This is a genomic window from Arthrobacter alpinus (assembly GCF_001294625.1).
Taxonomy (GTDB): Bacteria; Actinomycetota; Actinomycetes; order Actinomycetales; family Micrococcaceae; genus Specibacter; species Specibacter alpinus_A.
This window is the reverse complement of sequence record NZ_CP012677.1, coordinates 602,220-619,925: the sequence shown is the minus strand read 5'-3', so window position 1 is coordinate 619,925 and position 17,706 is coordinate 602,220. Positions and strand designations below refer to the sequence as shown.

15 protein-coding genes are annotated in these 17,706 nt (G+C 64.6%); 6 read left to right on the top strand and 9 right to left on the bottom strand.

What is annotated here, in order from left to right; translation table 11 throughout:
• Positions 1-203 precede the first annotated feature (203 nt).
• Entirely contained in the window at positions 204-1,160 is a 957-nt protein-coding gene (locus AOC05_RS02710; protein ID WP_082357702.1) for a TatD family hydrolase, read from the bottom strand.
• Positions 1,161-1,272: 112 nt separating this feature from the next.
• Between AOC05_RS02710 and AOC05_RS02705 the strand changes: the two genes are divergently transcribed.
• Genes AOC05_RS02705 through AOC05_RS02695 form a run of 3 tightly spaced genes read left to right on the top strand, consistent with a single transcriptional unit; the run spans position 1,273 to position 6,245 of the window.
• On the top strand, positions 1,273-2,376 hold the full coding sequence (locus AOC05_RS02705) for an AAA family ATPase (RefSeq protein WP_062005466.1): 1,104 nt from the start codon (positions 1,273-1,275) through the stop codon (positions 2,374-2,376).
• Between the two features lie 3 nt (positions 2,377-2,379).
• Complete coding sequence (locus AOC05_RS02700; RefSeq protein WP_062005464.1) at positions 2,380-3,798, top strand: DUF58 domain-containing protein; 1,419 nt, start codon at positions 2,380-2,382, stop codon at positions 3,796-3,798.
• Positions 3,795-6,245, top strand: coding sequence for a DUF3488 and transglutaminase-like domain-containing protein (locus AOC05_RS02695; RefSeq protein ID WP_062005462.1), 2,451 nt, complete (start codon positions 3,795-3,797; stop codon positions 6,243-6,245). Before AOC05_RS02700 ends, AOC05_RS02695 begins: the two co-directional genes overlap by 4 nt.
• Before the next feature lie 92 nt (positions 6,246-6,337).
• On the opposite strand, the gene AOC05_RS02690 is transcribed toward AOC05_RS02695, so the two are convergent.
• A complete protein-coding gene (locus tag AOC05_RS02690) occupies positions 6,338-7,828 on the bottom strand; it encodes an NAD-dependent succinate-semialdehyde dehydrogenase (protein WP_062005460.1) in 1,491 nt (496 codons plus the stop codon).
• 440 nt (positions 7,829-8,268) lie between these two features.
• Positions 8,269-9,063: a 16S rRNA (cytidine(1402)-2'-O)-methyltransferase gene (gene rsmI / locus AOC05_RS02685; RefSeq protein WP_230085639.1), complete on the bottom strand. Its 795-nt coding sequence runs from the start codon at positions 9,061-9,063 to the stop codon at positions 8,269-8,271.
• A 208-nt stretch (positions 9,064-9,271) separates the two neighbouring features.
• On the opposite strand from rsmI, the gene AOC05_RS02680 reads away from it, so the two are divergent.
• Positions 9,272-11,023, top strand: coding sequence for a dolichyl-phosphate-mannose--protein mannosyltransferase (locus AOC05_RS02680; protein ID WP_062009252.1), 1,752 nt, complete (start codon positions 9,272-9,274; stop codon positions 11,021-11,023).
• 52 nt (positions 11,024-11,075) lie between these two features.
• Here the strand turns inward: AOC05_RS02680 and AOC05_RS02675 are convergent, their stop codons facing one another.
• Together AOC05_RS02675 and AOC05_RS02670 are read right to left on the bottom strand one after the other, a co-directional pair.
• Positions 11,076-12,104, bottom strand: a complete 1,029-nt coding sequence (locus AOC05_RS02675; protein WP_062005458.1) for a TIGR01906 family membrane protein — start codon at positions 12,102-12,104, stop codon at positions 11,076-11,078.
• A 112-nt stretch (positions 12,105-12,216) separates the two neighbouring features.
• Positions 12,217-13,209, bottom strand: a complete 993-nt coding sequence (locus AOC05_RS02670) for a stage II sporulation protein M (protein WP_195849401.1) — start codon at positions 13,207-13,209, stop codon at positions 12,217-12,219.
• Positions 13,210-13,283: 74 nt separating this feature from the next.
• On the opposite strand from AOC05_RS02670, the gene AOC05_RS02665 reads away from it, so the two are divergent.
• The gene (locus AOC05_RS02665) at positions 13,284-14,087 is read left to right on the top strand and encodes an RDD family protein (protein WP_062005456.1); all 804 of its coding nucleotides are present in this window, start codon (positions 13,284-13,286) and stop codon (positions 14,085-14,087) included.
• Positions 14,088-14,206: 119 nt separating this feature from the next.
• Here AOC05_RS02665 and AOC05_RS02660 read toward each other — a convergent pair whose 3' ends face one another.
• From AOC05_RS02660 to AOC05_RS02645, 4 genes are all read right to left on the bottom strand, one after another.
• Positions 14,207-15,457, bottom strand: a complete 1,251-nt coding sequence (locus tag AOC05_RS02660; protein WP_062005454.1) for a L,D-transpeptidase — start codon at positions 15,455-15,457, stop codon at positions 14,207-14,209.
• 136 nt (positions 15,458-15,593) lie between these two features.
• Positions 15,594-16,388: an MBL fold metallo-hydrolase gene (locus tag AOC05_RS02655; protein WP_062005452.1), complete on the bottom strand. Its 795-nt coding sequence runs from the start codon at positions 16,386-16,388 to the stop codon at positions 15,594-15,596.
• 51 nt (positions 16,389-16,439) lie between these two features.
• Positions 16,440-16,619 carry a hypothetical protein gene (locus tag AOC05_RS02650; protein WP_062005450.1) on the bottom strand — a complete coding sequence of 60 codons (180 nt, stop codon included), beginning with the start codon at positions 16,617-16,619 and terminating at the stop codon, positions 16,440-16,442.
• Between the two features lie 49 nt (positions 16,620-16,668).
• On the bottom strand, positions 16,669-17,079 hold the full coding sequence (locus AOC05_RS02645; RefSeq protein ID WP_062009248.1) for a DUF3499 domain-containing protein: 411 nt from the start codon (positions 17,077-17,079) through the stop codon (positions 16,669-16,671).
• Positions 17,080-17,154: 75 nt separating this feature from the next.
• Here AOC05_RS02645 and AOC05_RS02640 point away from each other — a divergent pair, with 75 nt between their 5' ends.
• Positions 17,155-17,706, top strand: coding sequence for a metallopeptidase family protein (locus tag AOC05_RS02640; protein WP_062005448.1), 552 nt, complete (start codon positions 17,155-17,157; stop codon positions 17,704-17,706).

The following is a 17,706-nucleotide window of genomic DNA, read 5'->3' as shown; positions in this document are numbered from 1 at the left end:
CGATCGTGCGCCTTTTAGCCCAGCTTTCGCCTCGGCAAAAGGCGCACGATTGTTCGTCACGAACGGCAGCACAGCTCTCCAAAGTGAACGGTGGATCACGGTGCAACATTTCCGTTGGTCTTCCCCGACCACGGCTAATAGTTATCGAGCGTAACCTGTTCGTTACCAATTAGACAAGGGATGGTAACGACCACCACTTCGTTTTAGCCCGCCCAGGAGCCGTAAACAGCCTCGGTGTTGGAGCGCAGCAACTGCCCCATATCGGCAAGGTCGCGCCCCAGCAATTGACCCATGGATTGCACCGTGTACGGCAGCATGTAGCTGGCATTGGGGCGCCCGCGGTGCGGGTGCGGGGTCAAAAATGGGGCGTCGGTTTCCACCAGCAGCAGGGCCGGATCTGCCACGGCCAGTGCCTCCCGCAAATTATTTGCATTTTTAAACGTCAAGGTCCCGGAAAAGGACATGTACCAGCCGTTCTCGTTGCAGATCCGGGCCAGGTCGCCGTCACCGGAGAAGCAGTGAAACACTACGCACGACGGCGGTCCCTCCTCCCGCAGCACGCTCACCACGTCGTCGTGCGCGTCACGGTCATGAATCTGCAACGCCAGGGACCGTTTCTTGGCGATCTCAATGTGCCGCCGGAACGAATACTTTTGCCCCGCCACACCCTCCTGTCCGGTACGGAAATAGTCAAGGCCGGTCTCGCCAATCGCCCGGATTCTAGGGTGCGCGGCCAGGGCGTCGATCTCGGCCAAGGCAACATCGAGCAAAGAAACACCGTCAGCCGTTGTGGCACCCGCCAGTTCCGGGGCGTCGTTGGGGTGGATGGCCACGGCGCCGAGCACCCGCGGGTCAGCCTCCACCGCCTCCACCGTGTAGCGCGAGGATGCCAAATCACAGCCCACCTGCACGGCCCCGGCGACACCCACGGCCTCGGCGGCATCCAGTGCGTCCTTCAGCCCCACCCGGCGCCCTAGTGAGGAGTCACCAAAGTCAAAGTGTGTGTGGTTGTCATAGACGGGGACGGGCAGGCGCAGCGGCGCCGGGGCAAAGCCGGGACGAGGCTTGCCACCGGCTGGCTGCTCTGGCGGCTGCTTTCGCGGCTGCAGGGACTCATGGACGTCGCGGCGGTAGGGGCGGGGAACTTCCTGCGTGCACATGCTGTCAACTTTACCCAGCCGCGGCGCTCATGTTCTGCCTTCCGCAACGCATAATAGTAGCGTGGGAGAGAATTAGATGAGATGAAGAACACACTGACGTGAAAGGTTGGGCATGCAGCCGCACGAGACGCTGACGCAAGCACTCACCACCGAGAATCCGGCCACCTTGGACGTTACCGCCGCTGCGGCCGACCCTCTGATGGGTGCGCAGAGTTTTGCACAGCTCAGCCGCGAGATCATGGCCGCCATGAATACGGTGATCGACGGTAAGCAGGAGGCTGTGGCGCTGGCGTTGACGGTGTTGCTGGCCCGGGGCCACCTGCTGTTGGAGGATGTGCCCGGAGTCGGCAAGACGTTGTTGGCCAAGACGCTGGCGCGCACCATTGACTGTTCGGTCAGCCGCATCCAGTTCACCCCGGATCTACTTCCGAGCGACATCACCGGCGTGTCCATCTACAACCAACAAGAACAGTCCTTTGACTTCCGCCCGGGCGCCATTTTTGCCAACCTGGTCATCGGCGATGAGATCAACAGGGCGTCAGCCAAAACCCAGTCCGCGCTCCTGGAATCCATGGAGGAACACCAAGTCACCGTTGATGGCACCTCATACCCGCTCAGTGAACCGTTCATGGTCATCGCGACACAAAACCCGATTGAGATGGAAGGCACCTATCCGCTGCCGGAAGCGCAACGGGACCGTTTCATGGCCCGAATCTCCATGGGCTATCCGGATACCGCGGCCGAGCTTGCCATGCTGGAAACCCACCAGTCGGTCAACCCGCTGGACGCAGTCCGCGCCGTGGCGACCTCCGCCGATGTGGCCGCCATGCTTGAGGTGGTTGCCGCCACTCACGTCTCAAGTGCCGTGAAGGAATACACCGTTGCCTTGGGCGCGGCAACGCGCGCCAGCGAGCAATTGCGTCTTGGTGCCAGTCCGCGAGCGCTTCTGCAGTTGCTCAGAGCCGCCAAGGCCGCCGCGTCCCTGGCCGGCCGTGGGTTTGTCCTCCCTGATGACATCCGTGATTTGGCGGAGCCGGTGTTGGCCCACCGCCTGTTGGTTGAGCGGAAGGCCGCCAGCATGGGCATCACAGCCGCTGATGTCATTGCCGACGCCCTTGCCCGGATCCCTGTCCCGTCCCAGCCTGGCGGCTCCGCCAGCGGCCAAGGAACTGGCGTGCCGGGCTCCGCGGCACGGCGGGCTGCCCGGGCGGGGTAGTTGATGAGCTGGATTCCTGAGTACATTTTCCGTCCACGCGGGTGGCTGCTCATGGCTGCCGGCGTGCTGGCCTTGTTGTTGGCGCAGGTGCTTGGCCGTCGGGACTTGATGGTGGTGGCCGTGTTTTTGCTGATGCTGCCACCCTTGGCGAGTGTCGGCTTACGCCTTTTAACCCCGGGGTTCAGCGTCAAACGCCACTTTGCGCCAGCGTTTGTGGAAACCGGCACCACGGCAACCGTCACCCTGGAGGTGCGCGGGAGCACACCGGGGGGCGGGCGGGCCAGGATCGTGGAAACCTTGCCGCCCTACCTCATTGACGTCCCCCGCTTTGACTACCCGCAACCGGTGGCCCCGCGCAGTCTTGTCAGCCGGTATAGCTACACGTTCCACCCCACCCGTCGCGGAGTGTTCACCATTGGCCCGCTGACCGCCAAGTTCGGGGACCCCTTCGACGTGGCGCTTCTAGAGCGCAAGCTCGACGCCGGTGACACGCTCACAGTGGCCCCGACCGCCGTCGTGCTCCCGGAAATTTCGTTGACCAGCGGACGCGGCCAGGATGGGTCACGGATGACCCGCCAGCAGGCCAACCCCAGCGACGACGACGTCATGAACCGCGAGTACCGCCACGGCGACCCCCTGCGCCGCATCCACTGGCCTGCCACCGCCCGGCAGGGCAAGCTCATGGTGCGGGCAGAGGAGTCGGTGACAACCCCGGAGGCGGCGTTGATCCTGGACCAGCGCCTGTGGTCGTACGGGGGGCATGCCAAGCTGTCCCGAACGGCAGATGCCCTGAGCACCTCACCGGCGTTCGAGTGGGCGGTGGTGGCCGCGAATTCCGTCGCCTCGCACGTGTTGGAGCGCAACTACAGCCTGCGCGTCCTTGACCACCGTGGACGGCCTGGTTTTGCCTCCTCTCGCTCAGCCCAGGAACCGGACCGGGAGGACTTTTCCGGCGCGTCGGGGGCGTTGGCGGTGGCACAGTCCCTGGCCGCGCTCGAACTGGCTGACTCCCCCATCGACGCCGGCCAGACACAGGCACCGTTGGCCGACGTGTTAGCCGATAAGTTGCTCCAAACCCGGCGCCGCGGACCGCTCATCGCCATTACCGGGGAACTCACCGGCGCCGACGCCATGACGTTAGCGGCCACCGCGGAAGCCGCCGAGGGCACCTTCGCCCTGCTGGTGTGCTCGGACCCTGCCGCGATGGCCGGCCCGTTGAAGATTCTGCGCCGGGCCGGCTGGCAGGCCGTTGCCCTGACGCCGGGGACCTCTTTACTTCACGCCTGGGACCAGATGGACGCCCCCGTGTTGGTGCCGCCACCGCCTCCGGGAAGCGGGCCCCGTCACCAGCCCGGAGCCGGGGGCGCAGGTCCCGGGGGCGCCACCGGCCCTCACATTGCAACCACAAGGCCGCTGCCATGACCGGGACGTCCACCGGTGCCCGCCCCCCACAGCACCACCGGCCACAGGGATCCCCGGCAGAGTCTGGCGGCAACACGGGGTCCTCCCGCCGGCCAGGGGGCGTGCGCAACTTTCTGGGCGCACCAGCCACGGGGCCTGCACGTTGGGTGCTCGCACTGGCGGTCTTTGGCGCCGTCATGGGAACCTCCCTGGGCCTGGGCAGCGTTTTGCTCGGCAACAGCTGGCTCCCCCAAGCCTTCTTGGTGACAGCGATGACGCTACTGCTGCCGGCACTGACACGCCGCTATCCACGCCTGAACTCTGTCGCCCCCATCGCAGCGTTGCTGGGCTGGTTTATGGGGTTGACGCTGGCCTTCTTTCCCGGCACCGCCTACCTGGGCGTCATCCCGTCCCCGCAGACAGTGGATGCGGCGGTGGAACTTACCACCGAGGCCGCCACACGAATCCTTGTCAGCAACACACCCGTACCGACCGATGACGGGATCGCCTTTGTCATCTGTGCCGGTCTGGGCTTCGCTGCGCTGCTGATCGACACCCTGGCCATCACGGTGGCGCTGCCCGCGGCCAGCGCCATTGGGCTGGTGCTGATCCTGCTCCCCGCTGCGCTGACCACCCAGGACGGCATTGGAGCAGCGGGATTGGTGGGGGCCGCCACCGGATACCTGCTCATTCTGGGTTGCTGCCGCTGGTACGCGCCAGAGGGGCAGCTGCGGGCCGCCGCAAACCGGGCCGCGAGCGGAACCCTCACCCGGGCAGCCGGGCTGGGGGCCGCCGTCGTACTGGTCATGATGCTGGCCTCCGCGCTTGTCCCAGGATTCTCAGCGGGCAGCTTCCCCCAAGGATCACGGCTGGGCTCACCGGGGAACGTGTCGGGACTGGATCCGATGATTTCGCTGGGCAACGACCTGCGCTCGCAGTCGACAGCCATCAACATGACGTACCTGACCAGTGCGCCGGGACCGTTGTACCTGCGCATGAGCACTCTGGAGGACTTTTCCGGTAAAACCTGGAAACCGTCCCCGGTCCCGGCCGGTCTTAGCGGCACCCTTTCTGGCCTGCAACCTGCGCTTGGCCCCAACCCGGCGGTGCCGCAGACTCTCACCACCACGCTGGTTTCGGTGCTTGATCTCTCCAGTACCTGGCTCCCGGCACCCTTGTCGGTGGAGAACGTTGATTCGCTGCGCGGGCAATGGAAGTGGGACCCGTCAACGCAGACCATCACCGGCAACGCCACCACGGCCGAGCAGTCCTACACAGTCACCAGCAGAATGCCGGACCTGACCCCCGAACTGCTCAGCGCCGCAAACCAAAAACCCGACAGCCGGCTGGACCCGGTGTTCGCCAAGCTGCCCAACAATGTTCCCGCCATCATCAAGACCACGGCCGAGAAGGTCACGGAGGGCCAAAGCAGCACGTATGGGCGTGCCCTGGCCATCCAGGACTACCTGCGCTCGGGCACCTTCACCTATAGCGTGAAAACCCCGGTGCAGGAGGGCTACGACGGGGCTGGCATGAACGTCCTTGCGACGTTCCTTGAAGTGAAGAGCGGCTATTGCGTCCACTTTTCCGCTGCCATGGCTGTCATGGCACGGGAACTGGGCATCCCCTCCCGCATTGCGGTGGGGTACGCGCCGGGCCAGGCAACGCAGACGACCGACACGTTGGATGGTTTGGATCTGCGAGGCTACGAAGTGGCCGGTCGCGACGCCCACGCCTGGCCCGAACTGTATTTTGAGGGGCTTGGCTGGGTGCCCTTCGAGCCCACCCCCTCCCGCGGCGACGTGCCCGCCTATGCCCAGGAGGTCTCGGCCAGCAACCCCCGGCCGAACAACAACGACCTCCTCAACGGGTCCAACTCCAGACCCTCAGCCTCTGCCCCCGGGACTCCCAGCACCGCCGCCACCTCCTCCGCCGCGGCGACTCCTGTGCCGGCCACCCCAGAACCTGCCAGGATAGGCGCCGGTTTCATGGCTGCGGCGCTGGTGCTGGTGCTGCTGGCTTCTCCTGCCTTCACCCGCGTTCTAGTACGACGGCGGCGCCTGGCCCTGGTGCGCGGTGCGGCTTCCGGGCGGGCGGCTTCCCGGCGGGCGGGAACTGGTGGTGACCGCACGGACCCCCGCGACGGACCTGAGTCCTTGGCGTGGCGGGAATTGCTGGCGGGCGCCGTCGATTACGGCTACCGTTTTGACTCGTCGTTGACGCCGGCCCTGCAGGGTGCGCGTATGGCGGCGCTGCTGGGTGACGGAGGTACACGGGACGTTGATCTGGTGCGCAGCGCCTACGAGCAGGTGGTGTACGGCCCCACTGCGAGCGGCACGCCGGCCGGCCGGGACGACCTCGCAGATGCACTCGAGCGGATCGGCGCCCAGCTGACCGGCCGGGCGACAACTCCGGCCCGCATCCGCGCGGCGCTTCTGCCGCCGTCGCTCTTCTCTAACCGCCGGTGAACGCACAAACCGTTGAGGGGGCACAACACCCCACGCACAGACCGTTGAGGGGACACAACACCCCATGGGTGATGTGCCCCCTCAACGAGGTACTAGGCGTTGTGCGGGTTCGGGAAGCCGATGTACTGCGTGTACTGGTACTCCTCGATGCCCTCTAGGCTGCCTTCCCGGCCAAGACCGGACTGCTTGACGCCGCCAAAGGGTGCTGCGGCGTTGGAGATCACGCCTGCGTTCAGGCCCATCATGCCGGTTTCGATCCTGTCCGCCATGCGCAGGCCGCGGGCGTAGTCCTTCGTGAAGACGTACGCCACCAAGCCGTACTCGGTGTCGTTGGCCAGAGCCACGGCCTCGTCCTCGTTCTTGAAGGTGACGATGGGGGCCACGGGGCCGAAGATCTCCTCGGCCAGGATGCGGGCACCGGGCTCAACGCCTTGCAGGACCGTGGGCTGGTAGAAGTAGCCCGGGCCGTCGACCGGCGCTCCACCAACCACCACGCGGGCGCCGTCGGCGAGCGCGTCAGTGACTAGGGAGTGAACCTTGTCGCGGCTCTTAGCGTCAATCAGCGGCCCCACCGTGGTTGCCGGGTCGGTGCCGCGCCCGATGGACATGGCCCCCATCTTGGCTGCGAACTTGGTGGCAAACTCCTCGGCGACGGACTCGTGCACCAGGAAGCGGTTGGCAGCCGTGCAGGCCTCGCCCATGTTGCGCAGTTTCGCGGCCATGGCACCGTCGACGGCGGCGTCCACGTCTGCGTCCTCAAAAACCAGGAATGGGGCGTTGCCACCAAGTTCCATGGAGGTTCGCAGCACGTTTTGTGAGGCGTCGGCCAGCAAGCGACGGCCCACCGGCGTGGATCCGGTAAAGGAAAGCTTGCGCAGGCGGGTGTCCTGGATCAGCGGGCCAGTCACCGCGCCGGCCGTGCTGGTGGCGATGACGTTCAGAACCCCGGCGGGCAGGCCGGCGTCGAGCAGGACCTGTGCGAAGAGCTGGCTTGTCAAGGGCGTGAGATTGGCGGGCTTGAGCACCATGGTGCAGCCTGCCGCGATGGCCGGGGCGATCTTGCGGGTGGCCATGGCGAGCGGGAAGTTCCACGGGGTGATCAGCAGGCATGGACCCACAGGCTTCTTCTGCACCAGGATGCGGGCGGTGCCCTCGGGGTTGGAAGCATAGCGCCCGTTGGTGCGCACCGCTTCTTCGGAGAACCAGCGTAGGAATTCAGCACCGTACGTGACCTCGCCACGGGCTTCGGCCAGCGGCTTGCCCATTTCCAGGGTCATCAACAAGGCAAAGTCGTCGGCGCGGGCGGTGACCATGTCAAAGGCGCGGCGCAGGATCTCGGCACGGGCGCGAGGCGCTGTGGCCGCCCAGTCGTCCTGGGCAGCCACAGCGGCGTCCAGGGCTGCCGCACCATCCACGGCACCGGCGTCGGCCAAGGTCAGCAGAACCTTGCCGGTAGAGGGGTCCTCTACATCAAAGGTCGCCCCCGATGCTGCTTCACGCCACACACCGCCGATCAGCAGCCCTGTGGGAACACTTTCCAGCAGGACATTCTCGCGTTCGGTCAACTCGGTGGCAACGGTCATGGTGACTCCTTTGTCGGTATTCACTGCAGCGGGGTGTGCGCGGGCAATGGGGCAGCTGATGGTGCATTTACGTTCACGGTAGTTCCCACGCGGCGAAAGTGTCTACGCGTGGGCGCACTACTGAACACAGCTCTCACTGTGCACTTGAACAACACCGGGCGGACGTCCCGGTCTGCGATGAACAGGACTGACAGGTGGGTCCCGCTCATCAGGTGACGGTCCCCTGCATGGCTCAACACCGGCGCACAAGGACCCTTGACCGGAAACCGACAAGGGAGAATTGCGCCAGGCCTTCGATCCTCGGCACAAGATCGATCAAGGTGTCAGAGGCCGGGTGGAAGAGGGAGTCCGAGCTCACAAAAATAAAGGGGCCCGCCCAACGTTGAGGGGGCGGATCACCACCCCAAAAACGGGTGGTGATCTGCCCCCTCAACGAAGGACTACCCGCGGGCCGCCAACACGGCACTGTAAAGTTCGCGCTTGCTCACATGGACGTCGTGGGCGATGACCGCGACGGCCTCCTTCATGCGCATGCCCTGCTCCATGAGCGCGTTGACTGCCGCCACGTGGTCCTCGGGCGTGCCCGGGTCAGTGGCCGGGGCGCCGGCCACCACAATGGCGATCTCGCCGCGAATCTCCGCCGTTTCGGCCCATTCCAGGAGCCCGGAGAGTGGTTTGCGGATCACTTCCTCATACGTCTTTGTCAGTTCGCGGCACACTGCTCCCTGACGGGCAGGCCCAAACGCCGTGTGCAGCGCCCGTAGCATGGCCTCTAAACGGTGGGGCGCCTCAAAGAACACCATGGTGCGCGGCTCCACCGACAGCTCGTGCAGACGACTGGCCCGCTCCCCGGACTTGCGCGGCAAGAACCCTTCAAAACAAAAACGATCGGTGGGCAGCCCGGACAGTGCCAAGGCCGTTAGCACGGCGGAGGGCCCGGGTGCCGCCGTTACCCGCACGCCTGCCTCCACAGCGGCCGCCACCAGTCGGTACCCCGGATCGGAGACGGCCGGCATGCCGGCATCGGTAACCATCAGCAACACCTTGCCGCTTTGGACCTGGGTCAAAAGTTCGGGGGTCTTGGCCGCCTCGTTATGCTCGTGGTAGCTGACAACCTTGCCCGTCACTTTCACGCCCAGACTCGTGACCAAACGATGGAGCCGGCGGGTGTCCTCGGCTGCGACGATGTCGGCGGTCCCGAGCCAGGAGACCAACCGCGCGGAGGCGTCCCCCATGTTTCCAATGGGGGTTGCGGCCAAGATGATGTAACCCTGCCCGGGTTCGCGTAGGGGCTGGCTCCCCGCCTCCTCCGGCACAAAGGAGACAAATCCTTGTTCTTCTTGCCCGTCCTCGGGCGATTGCGCGTACTCAGTCTGAACTGCCAGATCTTCTTCCATAACACCAGCCTAGTTGTCCGGCGCATCGGCGGCGCACTTCGGTACCATTGGCAAGGTGCAAGCCAATACCAGGGATACCCCTGCCCCCTCCCCGGACGCCTCACCCACCAGCGACCCCAGCCACGGCACCGGCGGCGGAGTAGACCCCAGTGGACAGGGCCCGTCCCGGAAGCCTGCGCCCATGGCGCCCCGGTGGCTGCGCGATCCCCACAGGGCCTTCACCCGCAACGCCCTGCTCACCAGGCTGATCGGCGCCCGCGCCTCCTTCTCCACCACACCGGCCAGCCTGCGCCTTTGGTTCTGGCTGGCACCGACACTCACCGCGTTCGTCGGCGGGCTGCTGAGGTTTGTCCGCCTGGGGCAGCCGGAATCGTTGGTCTTTGACGAGACGTATTACATCAAGGACGCCTACAGTTATCTGCAAAGCGGCTACGAACGCAATTGGGCCGAAAAGGCCAACGACCTCTTCAACCGCGGCATCTTCACGGCCCTGGAGAACACTCCCGAATACGTGGTGCATCCGCCCGCGGGCAAGTGGATGATCGCGTTTGGCATGTGGCTATTTGGCCCCGACAGCACCTTCGGGTGGCGTTTCTCTGCGGCGTTGGTGGGCACACTTTCGATCTTCGTGCTGGCCTTGATCGCCCAAAAGATGTTCCGCTCCACCATTTTGGGTGCCGTGGCCGGCCTGCTCTTTGCCGTGGACGGCCACGCCATTGTGCAGTCCAGGACGTCCCTGCTGGATATTTTCGTCATGTTTTGGGCGTTGCTGGCCTTTGGCGCCCTCCTGCTGGACCGTGATGATGGACGACGTCGGCTGGCCGCGCGCCTGTCTACCCTCGCCAAGGCCCATGGCGGGGTTCCAGGGAAGAATCTGCTGTATGGGCCGTGGCTGGGTGTGCGTTGGTGGCGGTTGGCGGCAGGGGTGTCCCTGGGCCTGTGCATCGGCACCAAGTGGTCGGGCTTGTTCTTCCTGGCCGCCTTTGGGCTGATGACTGTGGTGTGGGACATGAGCGCGCGCCGCATCGCGGGCATCAAGTACTGGGTCGCCGGCGCCATCGTCAAGGACGGGATCTTCGCGTTTGTCAGCGTTGTCCCGGTTGCGGCCGTGACCTACCTGGCCACCTGGACCGGATGGTTCCTCTCCAAGGACGCTTACGACAGGAACTGGGCGCCGTCGAATCCGAGCACGACGTGGGGCTGGATCCCTGACGCCTTGCGGTCCTTGTGGCATTACCACTCAACCGCGTACAACTTCCATACGGGGCTGGACTCGGACCACCCTTACAAGGCCAATGCGTGGTCTTGGTTTGTCATGGGCAGGCCTACCTCTTTCTACTCGCAATACCCCGTCAAGGGTGAGGATGGCTGCACTGCGGACAAGTGCGCGACCATGATCACCAGCCTGGGCAACCCGCTGATCTGGTGGGGAGGTTCACTGGCGATCCTGTTCCTGATCGGGGTGTGGATTGCCAAGCGCGACTGGCGTGCCGGCGCCATCCTGGTGGGCTTCGCCGCCGGCTACGTACCCTGGCTGCTCTACCCCTCACGTACCATCTTCTTCTTCTACGCCATCGCGTACGAGCCCTTCATGATCCTGGCGCTGACCTTGGTACTGGGCATAGTTATGGGAAAACTGGGCGACCCCCCGTGGCGCAGGCAGCAAGGGGCCCTCTTCGCCGGAATTTTCGTGGTTCTAGCGGTGGCCCTGAGCGCCTACTTCTACCCGATCTGGGCGGCCGAACAAATCCCTTTTGAATACTGGCGCCAGCACATGTGGATGCCGAGCTGGATCTAGTCGTCTCGGGGATTGAGCCTGCCGAAATCAGCGGGTCTCGGCGACACGGCGGCTACACGGTGGCTGAACGGCGCCCCGGGCGCTTGGCCTTGGCCACGGCCTGGCGGCGGTCCCTGGTGGGCCAGGTGAAGGCCAGTGTCAGGGAGGAGACCACCAGCACAAACCCGCCGATGAAGATGCCCGAGTCCATCCAGAATTGGCTAGGGAACAAGCGGATCAAGGTGTCGTCGGTGTAGAACGTCCAAGTGCCGTTGGCGAAGAAGATCCTGTGGAACTCGGTGAAGAACGCCTCCCACCCCAGAACGGCCACCACACCCAAAGCAATGATGAGCACCAAGGTCGCGATGGAACCGGCAAAGAGCCCCCGGCGGACACCACCTGGGGTGCGCTTGGACAAGTGGACGATGAAGACGGTCATGGCGATGGCGAGAACCAGTCCCAGCAGGAAAGCCATGGTGATCACGGATTTCACATCAGCCATGTGTGCCACTTCGCGGGCAAGGAACAAGGGGTTCTTTTTGTCGTTGACAAGGTCCCCCAAGTATCTGGGGCCGGCAAAGTTCAGCAGGTAGTCAATGGTGTAGGAACCGTAAGTGGTCCTGTCATCGGTGGTGAAGCCGAAGGAATCAGCGGGGAACCCCGGGCGGTGGTATTCAACCCAGAGGAAGACGGAGGTGGTTATCAGGCGGATGGCCAGCACCAGCAGCACCACCGGGTAGAACACGGCCAACAGGACCTGGAACACGCGCGGCAGAACAGGTTTGGTGTTCGCAGCCGCCTCCCGGGCAGCCAGGCGCTTTTCCACTTCTTCCTGGGGTGGGCGGATCTGCAGCATGGTGGTGGGCGAGGAATCCACAAACACCTCCGGTTCTTGGTCCGGTGCAGCGTCCAGCTCAGCCGGTGTGGGCAGCTTGGGCATGCGGGCAGCCGGGCGCATAGGCTCGGGCTCGCTGCCGTCAAGGGGCATGTCCACTTTGATCTTGGTGGGGGCCTCAGCTTTGGGTGCCGGGCGCACCGTGTCCGGCCCGTGCGATGGAGGGGGCGTGGTGCCGGATTCTTCGGGGATTTTGTTCTCGCTCACACCGTGAAGAATACCGGGAGCAGGCACCTGATCCCCGGTGCCACCCCGTGCCGTTGCCAAACTGACACCAACGGCACAGCTTGGCGAACAACCACAAAGCACAGCGCAAGTCTCAGCTGGCGGGCACCACTGCGCCGGCGTCGTCCTCGGAAAGGTCCCCGACTTCCCCCGCCAGCCACGCCCGCCGGCCCAGCACCAGCGCATAGGCCCAATACGCGCAAAGCACCAGGGCGCCGATGCCGATCTTGGCCCACACCGGCAGCGGGCTGGGCGTCACATACGCCTCCACCAGGGCGGAGATGAACAGCACAAAGACCAGCCCGACGGCGGTTGTCATCAACGCCCGACCCTCCCGTGCCAGCGAGTCAAGGCGGCTGCGCGGTCCCGGCCGGACCCAGGCCCAGAAGATCCGCAGGCCCGCCGCCTGGGCAATGAAGATGGCGCTGAGCTCCATGAGCCCGTGCGGCAGGATGTAGCTGAAGAACACGTCCCCGCGGTCGAAGGCGAACATGACCCCGGCGCTCATGCCCACGTTTTGGGCGTTCATGAACAAGGAGTACGGCACAAAGACCCCGGTGATGCCAAGCGCCACGGACTGGGCCGCGATCCAGGCGTTGTTGGTCCATACGGCACCGGCAAAGGACGCCGCAGGGTTTTCGGAATAGTAATTCACAAAGTCGTGGTTGACCAGCTGCTGCAGTTGCGCGTCGCTGCCCATGGCCGCCAGGACCGCCGGATTGCCGCTGGTCCAGACGCCGAAGAGGACGCTGATCAGGACAAACACCGCACCCACAGCTAGGGTCAGCCAGCGCAGCCGGTAAAACGCCACGGGCAAGGAGATGGCAAAGAAGCGGGCCACGTCCACAAAAATATTGGACCGGGCGCCGGTGAACCGGGTCCTGGCGGTGGCCAGGATCGCGGACAGCGACGCCGACAGGGGGCTCTCGGCGGCCACCGAACGGATGAGTGAGAGCTGGGCGGAGACACTTTGATACAGCTCCAGCAACTCGTCCGCTTCCGCCCCGGTGAGCCGGCGTTGGCGCGCAAGAACCTTCAACCGCTCCCACTGCGGGCGGTGCACTGCCGTAAACGCGTCCAAATCCACACGACCCAGCCTATAGGGCAGGCGGGGGCATACCCGCGCCAGCTGCGTGGTGGCCGTATGGCTAGACTGATTTTATGTCCACGATCATCACCGGCGAGGCCGTCGTCCTGGAGTTGCGCCCATCCTCCTTTGCCGCCAGATCCTTGGGCTGTGCCATTGACGTTGCGGCGACCATCGTGTTGGTATTCGCCGCCCTGTTCACCATAGGCGCCATCCCGTTCCTCGTTGACCCCGCGGCCACCCGTGTGGTCATCCTGGTGACACTGGTGACGCTGCTTGTGATCGTGCCCATCGCCGTGGAGACCCTCACGCGCGGCAAGTCACTTGGCAAGCTGATCATGGGCCTGAGGATAGTGCGCGACGACGGCGGCTCCATCCGCTTCCGGCACGCCTTGGTCCGTGGCCTCCTTGGGTTCTTTGAAATCTATGTGTCCCTGGGTTCGGTGGCCTTTTTGGCCTCCTTGTTCAACACAAAGTCCAAGCGGCTCGGCGACATGCTGGCCGGCACTTACGCCATCCGGGACCGGGCGCCGGAACCCAAGCCGCTGCAGGTGTCCACCGTCCCGGCCTTGGCCGGCTGGGCTGCCCTGGCCGACATCGGCCGCCTGCCCGACACCCTGGCCCGGCGGATTTCTATCTTCCTTCGCCAAGGCGGAGCCATGGCGCCCGCTTCACGGATTTCCCTGGGGAACGAACTGGCCGGGGAAGCCAGCAGGTATGTGGCGCCGCAGCCACCCCCCGGCACTCCCCCGGAAATCTTCCTTGCAGCACTGATCTCCGAACGGCGGGAACGGGAGTTCACGCGACTTTCCGCCGCAGCCAGCGAGGCCGCACATTTGCGGGCGCGGCTGAACGGCCACGGAGCGGGAACTAGGTAGCCGGCAACGGCTACTTGGAAGACATGAAATTGGCGTCCAAAGCGGACCACCTCCATGCCAGCTGCGCGGCGCACAGCATGGGAGGGAACCAGCCCGGGCGAAGTGAGCCGCGCCTTTGGCTAGCGGCTGGCGTACTGCTCGAAGGGGATGTTCCAATCGCCAAAGCCGTCGGTGGGAGCAATGGTCGCGTTCGGCGTTCCTACGGTGTGCACAATGTCGCCGGGGTGCATGTTGGCGAACACCCAACCCGCCCCCTCAGCGGAGAGGCCGATGCAGCCGTGGGAAAGGTTCACGACGCCAAGATACGGCATGGCAGACGGCGTGGCCTGGTGGATGAAGATGCCGCTATTGGACAGGCGGGTGGCAAACTCCACATCCACCGAGCCGTAGTCGCCTGGATCGCCCGGCTTCAGGCCGATGGAGGAAGCCTTGAACGTGGCGTACCGCTGTTTGTCGCTGGTGAGCACCATGTACCCTGAGGCCGACGGAAAAGCAGTATCGCCCAGGGTTGCCGGGAAGCTCCTGGCCAGTTGGTCATTGACGAAGATACTTACGCTCTTGGCGGCGGCGTCGGCCTCCATCACCACCTTGTTGCCAATGTTGACGTTGCTGGTTTTGGAGAAGTTACCGATCATCCCGTTGCCAAAGTCGACACCGAAAAGGTTCATCTCAACGGTCAATGCGGTGTTCGCGGGCCAGAACTCTGCGGCACGGTAACGCACCCGGGTGTCGGAGTACCAGTGGAAGGCTCCCACCTGACCCGTGGCCGAAGTGATTTTAATGGCGCTCTCAACGGCTTCCTTGTTGATGACCGGTTCGCTGAAATTGAACTCCAACGGCTGTGCCACGCCAACGGTGGCATTCGCGGCGGGATACATCACCAGGTTGGCCTCGTGTGCTGCGGGCACGGTGGTGAAGGTGCTGACGTGGGTTGCCTTGGTTCCGGCAGAGTCGGCGGTGGTGACCTCGAAGCTGTAGCTGGTGTTGAACTTCAGCGGCCCCTGGGAAATCCACTTCTGGCCGCTGACAAACAGCTCACCGTCAACTGTTTCGCCGGTGGCGGTTTCTTTGAGCACGGCACTGAAAACTGTGCCATTTTGGGCTTGCGCCACGACGGGCGCCCCAGGGTTGACAGACGCCGTGCCGGCCTCGGGCGTTACGGCGAGCGTCACGGGAATTGCTGGAGGCGTGGGGGTGGGAGCCACCGAGGGTGCCGAACTCGCCGACCCCTTCGATGAATCGGCGGATGGCAGCCATGAGGGAGCTGTTGCGGCTCCCACACCCCCTGCGACGATGACAAGAGCAACCGCGGAGATCATGGCGATCTTCCAACCTCTGCGAGGCTTCTTGGTCTGGTCCAGCTCAGACATTCAATCTCCCCATTCGGTGGGCTTATTCGGCGTTGCCAATTTTGGGCACCTACCCAGCACGGCTAATTTTACGCCATGGACACTACTCAGGTGACCACACGCAAGAACACTCCAGGAGGGCGGCCCGCCTGCTGAACTAAACCGTGCGCAGGTAGTCCAGCTGGGCTTCCACCGACAGCCGCGCAGCCCCCTGCAGGTTGGCAGGCACGTCACCGTAAACTTCGGCGGTCACGGCAGTAGCGTCGGGAGCGGTCCCTGTGCGTTCTTGTAAAAGTACGACGGCGGCACTGACCTGTGCCAGCCGCTCCCGCCGGTGGTCCTGGTAGCCAGCGGCGGCAGCGGCAAGGCTGGCAAGCACGGGCCCATGCCCCGGCAGCGCTTTGACTTCCTTTTGCGCCAGTCCCGCGAGCCGCAACTTCTGAAGGGATTCCAGGTAGTGGCTAAGCCGGCCGTCCGGATAACAAATGACGGTGCTGCCCTGGCCCAGAACGGTGTCTCCGGTCAAGACCGAGCCGTGCCCGCCGTCGTCCGCCAGCACAAAACAGACCGAGTCCAAGGTGTGCCCCGGCGTGGCGAGCACCGTGATCTCAAGGCCTGCCGCGCGGATGACTTCCCCGTCATCCAGCGGCTCCCCCATGTGGCAAAAGTCGGGGTGGGCTGCGCGGACGGGGGCACCGGTGAGCTGGTGCAGCCGGGCGCTGCCGTCGGTGTGGTCGCCATGGTGGTGGGTGATCAGGATCAGCCCGACTTTTCCCGACGCGGCCAACGCCTGCAAGTGCTCCTCCAGGAGCGGGCCCGGATCAACCACCACCACGGTGGAAGAATCCGCCCCCGCAAGTACATAGGAGTTGGTCCCGTCAAGTGTCATGGGGCCGGGATTGTCCGCCTTCAGGCACCTGGTATAGGCGCCAATCTGCTGCCAGTTGCTCATGGAAAACCTGCCTGTGGTGATCGGGTGTGCAATGGAGACGCCGTGTACTGCCTACCCCGCCAGCTGTTCGGGCCGCAACAACAAGGCGATGCCTTCGTCGATCGAATAGCGTACAGGCTGCCCGTCGGCGCCGGGTGCGGTGCTGACCAGCTCCTCGCCCTCCTGCACCAAGGTGGAGCCCGTTACGGGGCAGCGCAACACCGACAGTAGTTGTTCACTCATCTTTGCCATGACAATCTCTTCTCTTCACAGTGCTTAGCCTTGATGCTACCGGGTGCCGCTAGTCGCGCAGGATGTGCAGATGGGCGCGGCGGCCAGTGCCTTGGGGGCTGTTAGATGCTCCGCGGGGTGCCGCAACGGGGCGTTCCAGGGAACCGCGGGGTTCACGCTGGGCCAGCGGGCCGTCGTCGTCCGGCTCCTTGTACGCCGCCTCACGGACGGCGTCAGCCAAGGCCAGAAGGTCATCGGGCCCGGGGGCGGGAGGGGTGTTGGAACGGGCCAGGTGGATCACTTCCCACCCCCGCGGAACAGTCAACCTGGCCGAGTGCTTGGCACAAAGGTCGTAACAATGGGGTTCGGCGAAGGATGCCAGGGGGCCAAGGACCGCTGTGGAGTCCGCGTAGACATACGTCAGCGTGGCCACGGCCGACTCGCGGCAGGCGGACCGGGTGCATTGACGAAGAGTTCCCACGATCCCCAAGATTACCCGTGTTTGGCGCAATTGCCTTCCACGGCGCACTGTTGCCCGGTGAACTAGAGTGAAATCATGCAGTTCAACCAGCACGAACCAGGGTTTAGCGTCACCTTTAACGTCACTGCTTTTAAGGACACTGCCGCGAACGACGGCGGTACGGCCCCGGGGAAGCCGCGGCCCTTTGCCCGACGCCGCCGCAACCGGCACGGTCGCGGCCTGCGTGGAACACTCCTGCCCGCCGGCTTGCCCGCCTCACGGACCCGCAGTGAAATGTTTGAGGACCTGGTGGTGGACTCTGCCGAACGTCTGCGCGAGCTGTGGGGCGCACCTCTGGAGGACGTGGAATACCTGGTGGAGGAAGTCCCGGATAACCTCGAAGCGCTCATCGCCTCACGGTCCCAGACACCATTGGGCAAGTACCGGGCAGCGTCGACGCCCGCACCGGGCAGGAAGGCCGAGCCTGGCGCCATCATCATCTACCGCCATCCAGTGGAGGCGTTGTGTGAAGCCCCGTGGCAAACCCGCGAACTTGTCCATGAAGTGCTCATCGAGCAAGTCGCGGGCCTGCTAAACATCGACCCGGACACCGTGGATCCGCTTTTTCGGCGCTTTCGCGGCCACTGA